The sequence below is a fragment of the Kitasatospora sp. NPDC001539 genome (genome assembly GCF_040298565.1).
Classification (GTDB): domain Bacteria; phylum Actinomycetota; class Actinomycetes; order Streptomycetales; family Streptomycetaceae; genus Kitasatospora.
In genome coordinates this window covers 1-6,341 of record NZ_JBEPAK010000332.1, presented here as the reverse complement: position 1 = coordinate 6,341, position 6,341 = coordinate 1, and the positions used below count along the sequence as shown (strand labels likewise).

General features: G+C 75.2%; 6 protein-coding genes. 3 read left to right on the top strand and 3 right to left on the bottom strand.

What is annotated here, in order from left to right; translation table 11 throughout:
* Positions 1–57: 57 nt before the first annotated feature.
* Entirely contained in the window at positions 58–1,188 is a 1,131-nt protein-coding gene (locus ABT247_RS30790; RefSeq protein WP_350749150.1) for a PLP-dependent cysteine synthase family protein, read from the bottom strand.
* A 225-nt stretch (positions 1,189–1,413) separates the two neighbouring features.
* On the bottom strand, positions 1,414–2,688 hold the full coding sequence (locus ABT247_RS30785; protein ID WP_392904691.1) for an ROK family protein: 1,275 nt from the start codon (positions 2,686–2,688) through the stop codon (positions 1,414–1,416).
* 17 nt (positions 2,689–2,705) lie between these two features.
* Between ABT247_RS30785 and ABT247_RS30780 the strand changes: the two genes are divergently transcribed.
* Positions 2,706–3,971: an MFS transporter gene (locus tag ABT247_RS30780; protein ID WP_350749147.1), complete on the top strand. Its 1,266-nt coding sequence runs from the start codon at positions 2,706–2,708 to the stop codon at positions 3,969–3,971.
* A 124-nt stretch (positions 3,972–4,095) separates the two neighbouring features.
* Positions 4,096–4,674: a HutD/Ves family protein gene (locus ABT247_RS30775; protein ID WP_350749144.1), complete on the top strand. Its 579-nt coding sequence runs from the start codon at positions 4,096–4,098 to the stop codon at positions 4,672–4,674.
* A 77-nt stretch (positions 4,675–4,751) separates the two neighbouring features.
* On the opposite strand, the gene ABT247_RS30770 is transcribed toward ABT247_RS30775, so the two are convergent.
* Positions 4,752–5,711, bottom strand: coding sequence for an esterase/lipase family protein (locus ABT247_RS30770; RefSeq protein WP_502892534.1), 960 nt, complete (start codon positions 5,709–5,711; stop codon positions 4,752–4,754).
* Between the two features lie 114 nt (positions 5,712–5,825).
* Between ABT247_RS30770 and ABT247_RS30765 the strand changes: the two genes are divergently transcribed.
* Positions 5,826–6,341 (top strand): RsbRD N-terminal domain-containing protein (locus ABT247_RS30765; RefSeq protein WP_502892533.1); only part of this gene is annotated, 516 nt, incomplete at its 3' end.

Here is a 6,341-nt window from a genome sequence, read left to right as displayed (position 1 = left end):
TCTCGCGTTGGGGGGCGGCGGGCGGGGGGGGCCGCCCGGCCGCCGTCCGGCCGGTGATCAGGCCGCCCACTCCCCGCCCGCCAGGAACGACTCCAGCGCGGCCCGGTACGGGGCGATGTCGATGCGCTCGCCGGCCAGCCAGTCGTCCGAGTAGTACTTGTCCAGGTAGCGGTCGCCCGGGTCGCAGATCAGGGTGACCACGCTGCCCGTGCGCCCGGCCGCCCGCATCTCGGCGACGATCCGCAGCGCGCTCCACAGCCCCGTCCCGCTGGAGGCGCCCGCCTTCTTGCCGAGCACCCGCTCCAGCACCCGGACCGCGGCGATGGAGGCGGCGTCCGGCACCTTCATCATCCGGTCGACCGCCCCCGGCACGAAGCTCGGCTCCATCCGGGGCCGTCCGATGCCCTCGATCCGCGAGCCGCTGTCACACAGGGCGCCGGGGTCGTGGTTCACCCAGCCGTCGAAGAAGCAGGAGTTCTCCGGGTCGGCGACGCAGATCCGGGTGTCGTACTGCATGTAGCGCACGTACCGGGCGATGGTCGCCGAGGTGCCGCCGGTGCCGGCCGTGGCGACGATCCAGGCCGGTTCGGGGTGCGGCTCCAGGCGCAGTTGGGCGAAGACCGACTCGGCGATGTTGTTGTTGCCGCGCCAGTCGGTGGCCCGCTCGGCGTAGGTGAACTGGTCCATGTAGTGCCCCCCGGTCTCCTCGGCGAGCCGGGCGGAGGCCTCGTACACCGCGTCCGAGCGCTCGACCAGGTGGCACTCGCCGCCGTGGAACTCGATCAGGTCGATCTTGGCCTGGCTGGTGCTCTTGGCCATGACGGCGATGAACGGCACCCCGATCAACTGGGCGAAGTAGGCCTCGGAGACGGCGGTGGAGCCGCTGGAGGCCTCGATCACCGGCTTGCCCGGGCGGATCCAGCCGTTGCAGAGCCCGTAGAGGAAGAGGGAGCGGGCGAGGCGGTGCTTGAGCGAGCCGGTCGGGTGGGTGGACTCGTCCTTGAGGTAGAGGTCGATCCCCCACTCGGCCGGCAGCGGGAAGCGCAGCAGGTGGGTGTCGGCGGAGCGGTTGGCGTCGGCCTGGACCTTGCGCACCGCCTCCTTGAGCCAGGCGCGGTACTGGGGGTCCGAACGGTCGACGTCGGCGGTCGGCTCGAGGCCGGGGATCCCACCGGGCTGGGTGCTCATCGGTCACTACTCCTCGTTGCGGCCCCCCGCTGCTCACTACGAGTGTACGAGGGTCACGATAAGTGACCGTTTCCGGAGATCCAGCTTCCCCTTATCCCCGGGCACTCCCGGCTCACGCCGGCCGACCGGTCCGGCGGTCCGGCGGTTCGCCCGGCCGGCCGACGCCGCCGCCCGCTAGGGCCGGCCGGTCCGGCGGTCCGCCTGGCCGACCGACGCCGCCGCCCGCTAGACCGGCACCGACTGCGGATCCGCCAGGTACGGCCCCCAGCCCAGCTCGGCCGCGCCCGCGAGCGCGCCGTGCGCCAGGTCCGCGCCGACGATCGGCACCCGTCCGCTGCGCCCCCACAGGCAGCGCTCGGCGACCACCGCGCGCAGCCGGTCGGGGGCGGCCTCCAGCAGGTCCAGGTGGAGGCCGCTGAGCACCACCCGGTCGGGGTTGAGGATGTTGGCGACCCCGGCCAGCCCGAGGCCGAGCCGGTCGATGACGTGCTCCACCGCCGCGCGGGCCCGCTCGTCGGTCGCGGCCGCCCAGCACAGTTCGCGGGCCTGGTCGAGCAGCGGGCGCCCGGGCTCCGGGGTGAGTCCGGCGGCGGCGAACAGCGCGTCGGGGTCGGTCTCCGAGTTGAGGCAGCCCCGGTTGCCGCACACGCAGGGCCGGCCCTGGGGGTCGACGGTGAGATGGCCGACTTCCAGCGCGAGCCCGGCGCTGCCGGTGTGCAGGTGACCGTCGATCACCAGCGCGCCGCCGACGCCGCTGTGGCCGGAGGTGACCAGCAGGAGGTGGCGGGCGCCGCGCCCGGCGCCGTGGCGGTACTCGGCGAGTGCGGCGAGGTTGGCGTCGTTGCCGACGAAGGTGGGCAGCGGGCGCAGGGCGGCGGGGCCGTGGTCGGCGCGGCCGACCTCGACGTCGTACAGGTCCGCGACCGGGGTGCCGCTGGGCCAGGCGAAGTGCAGTGCCGCCAGGGCGGTGCCGTCCGGCTCGGTGACGGGGTTGGGCAGCGCGAGCGAGGCGGCCAGACAGCGGCGCTCGGTGGAGCGGGCCAGTTCGGCGCCCGCCTGGGCGACGGCGCGCAGCATCCGGACCGGGTCGGTGGCGGCGGGCAGCGGCAGGTGGACGGGCGGCTCGAGCAGCCCGCCGAGGCCGGCCAGGGTCACGCTCAGCTGGTCGGCGTGGATCTGGCCGGCGACCACCACCGGGCCGTGGGGGTCGATCGCCAGCCGGTGCGAGGGCCGGCCCCGGCCGCCACCGGCCGGGCGCGAGTCGACGGTGATCAGGCCGAGGGCCTCGAGTTCGGCCGTGACCGCGCCGGCCGTGGCCCGGGTGACGTCCAGGGCGCGGGTGAGCGCGGAGCGCGTGGGCGTCTGGCCGGTGTGGATGAGCGAGAGCGCGGGGCCGAGCAGCGTCCGACCGCGGTCGGGGGCCGCGCGCCGGTGGGCGTCGCGCGGTGCGTCGGGATCCGCTCCGGAGCGGGGCCTCGGGCTTGAAGGTGAGAGCTGCACGACCCTATTGTGACTTTGTGCCGCTTCGAAACAAAATCCGTTCCCGCCCGCGCCCCGCCGACTCCTCGCCCCAGTCTCGCAGCACGACCCCCGCCACCGACAGCCCCTGGGGCCCCGCACGGATCGCCCTCACCGCCTTCTTCGCCGTCGACGGCTTCCTCTTCGCCGCCTGGGTCGTCCGCATCCCCGACGTGCGCAGCCAGGTCAGCGCCACCCACAGCGCCCTCGGCCTGGCGCTGCTCTGCCTGTCCGCCGGAGCCGTCCTCACCATGCCGGTGGTCGGACGGCTCTGCGTGCGGTACGGCTCCCGGCCGGTCACCGTCGGCTCGCTCGCCCTGCTCAGCCTCGCCGTACCGCTGCCCGCGCACGCCCACTCGGTGCTCTCGCTCGGCTGCGTGCTGCTGCTCTTCGGAGCCGGGTACGGGGGCGCCAACGTCGCCATGAACAGCGCCGCCGTCGACCTGGTCGCCCAACTGCGGCGGCCGGTCATGCCCAGCTTCCACGCCGGATACAGCCTCGGCGGGCTGCTCGGTGCGGGCCTCGGCGGACTGCTCGCCGACCGGCTCACCACCGCCTGGGCCCTCGCGCTCGGCGGACTGCTGGGCCTGGCCGTCACCGCCGGCGCGGGCGTCGTGCTGCTGCGCAGCCCGGCGGCGGGAGTGGCACCGGGGGCGACGCCCGCGCGCCCGGTGGAGGGCGCAGCCGACGGGCCGCCCGAGGGCACCGCGGGCCGACCCGCCCGCGGTCACGCCCGACTGCTGGTGCTGCTGCTCGGTCTCACCGCGCTGTGCACCGCGTACGGCGAGGGTGCGGTGGCCGACTGGGCGACCCTGCACCTGACGGACGACGTCCACGCCGGCGCCGGGACGGCGGCCGCCGGCTACGCCGCGTACGCCTTCGCGATGACCAGCGGGCGGGTGGGCGGCACCTGGCTGAGCATCAGGCTCGGCCAGACGCGGCTGATGCTGTGCGGCGGACTGGCGGCGGCGGTCGGCATGCTGGTCGCGGCGGCGGCCCCGGCTGTTCCGGTCGCGATCGGCGGCTTCGTGCTGGTCGGCCTCGGGCTGGCCAACCTCTTCCCGCTCGCCATCGCCCGGGCCGGCGCGACGGGCGGCCCGCAGGACGTCGCGCTCGCCTCGACGCTGGGGTACGGGGGGATGCTGGTCGGGCCGGTGGTGATCGGCTTCCTCGCCGACGCGGCCGGACTGCCGCTGGCCCTCACCACGGTGGCCCTCACCGCGACGGCGGCGGCGCTCCTGCCGCTGGCGGTGGGACGGCGCTGACGGTGGCCACGGCGCCGACCGTGGGACGGCGCCGACGGGCCGCAGGTGAGAGGCGGCGGGGGCCGGGGGCAGGGGGCGGCAGGCAGGTGGCAGGCGCAGGTGTCAGGTGGCAGGATGCACCCCCATGACGACCAGCGGACGCATCCAGCTCCTGCGCGCCGACGAGCGCCCCGCCACGCCGTGGCTCAACGGCGGCGGGGTGACCAGGGAGGTCGCCGGCTTCCCGGCCGGGGCCGGGCTGGACGGCTTCGACTGGCGGGTCAGCCTCGCCGACGTCGCCTCCGCCGGACCGTTCTCGCGGTTCCCCGGCATCGACCGCGTGATCACCCTGGTCGAGGGCGCGGGCATGGCGCTGACCGTGGACGGCGGCGAGCAGGTGATCGACGCCCCCTTCCGCCCGTTCGCCTTCGCCGGCGACGCCACGACGGACTGCCGCCTGCTCGGCGGCCCGGTGGTGGACTTCAACGTGATGACCCGTCGTGGCCGGGTCGAGGCGACCGTGGACCTGCTCGGCGCGCCCGGCCCGCTGGCCGTGCCGCCCGCGGCGACCGTCCTGCTGGTCTGCCTCGCCGGTTCGGCGACCCTGGACGGCACCGAACTGGCCCGCTTCGACGCCGCACTGCTGGCCGCCCCCGGTCCGTACCGGCTGCTGCCGTCCGACGGCGGCGTCTGCGCCGCCGTCACCTTCCACCCCGCTCGCTGACCGCTCGCCCGCCTGACGGCGCGCCGCCCGTGCCCCCGGGGCAGCCGGGAACACGGGCGGTCGCGGGCGGATCCGGCTCAGCCGCAGAGCACCGGCGTGGCGTGCGCCGGGTCCAGGGCGTTGGCCACCAGGTGCAGCGCCGTCGGCGAGAACGCGATCGCCACGTGCTCGGCGAGCGTGAGCGGGCAGTGGTTCTGCAGGACCTGGTTGTCGACGTCCGGCCCGTTCAGGAACTGGGTCCGCCACGGGGTGACGACCTCGTCGTACAGGGTCGAGATCACCGTGTACCGCACGCCCGGCACGGTGTCCGGCCGGGAGGCCATCGTCGCGTTGAAGTCGGAGCCCACCGCCTGGTCACGGCAGGCCTGGCAGACCGTGTAGATCAGGTCGGCGACGCCCGGGAAGTACGGCGCGAGGTTGGTGATCCCGTCGAGCGTCGTGCCGTGGTTGGACGGCGCCAGGCCGACCAGCGTGTCGACCTTCGACGCCCCGCCGAGGAACTTGAGGTAGTAGTTCGGCATCATGCCGCCCTGCGAGTGCCCGACGATGTCGACCTTCGCCGCGCCGGTCGCGCTCCGCACCAGGTCGACGAAGTGCGCCAGTTGGGCCGCCGAGTCGGACACGGCCCCGAGCCCGCCGATCGGCAGCAGCAGGCCGCTGCCGGTGGAGGTGATGCCGGGAACGGTGCCGTAGTCGAGCGCGAAGACGCAGTACCCGAGGTCCTTCAGCAGCGGGGAGAGCGCCAGCCAGTTCTCGTAGCGGTTGGCGAAGGTGCCGTGGACCAGGACCACCGGGTGGGGGTGTGCGGCGGTCGGCCGGCAGTTCCAGTCGTTGGCGCCGGGCGGCGAGGCCACCGAGTCGCCGTCGGGCGGGAGTTGGGCGGTGCCGGCGGCCGGGGCCGCGGCGGTCGACGGTGCGGCCGAGGCCGGCGTGGCCGCCCCCGCCAGCAGCGCGCCCGCCAGCAGGATCGCGCCGAGGATCCCGCCGAGCGGGCGGCGCAGGGGAGTCGGGGAGAAGCGGAGAAGTGGGGTTCTCAACTGTTGCCTCCACGGCGGAAGTTTGTTACCAACAGGTAACCCGAGTGGCTCAATGATGCGGTCGCCCCTCCGGCCCGGCCCTTGGGCGTTCCCCAGACCTGGACGGTGTTCTCTGTGACCGGTCACAACGCACCCCACTGCACGCCCCCGGACACCCCCGGAACCACGCCGACCTGGAAGGTCCCGGTGATCGGCGGCCGACCGGCCGACCAGCTGCTCCTCAACGGAGTCCGCGAGTTGGCCGAGCGCGTGGTCGCCGCCCTGCTCGAGCGCGTGCCGGTCTACCGCCGCCTCCCGCGCGAGCAGCTCACCGGCGAGCTCACCCGGGACACCGAACGGCGCATCCGCGCACTCGCCCACACGGTGCGCACCGGACTCCCCGCCCCCGCCGAGGAGTTCGCCGCCGTACGGGAGTCCGCCGCGCGCCGGGCCGAGGAGGGCCTGCCGCTGGACGCCGTGCTGCTCGCCCACCACCTCGGCCTGGAGGTCTGCTGGGACTCGGTCACCCGGGACGCCCACGCCGGTGACGCCGCCGATCTGCTGGTGCTCAACCGGCTGCTGCTCGACCAGCTGGGCCGAGCCGTCACCGCGGCCGGCGCCGGCTACCTGGACGGCCGGCGCCCGGCCGGC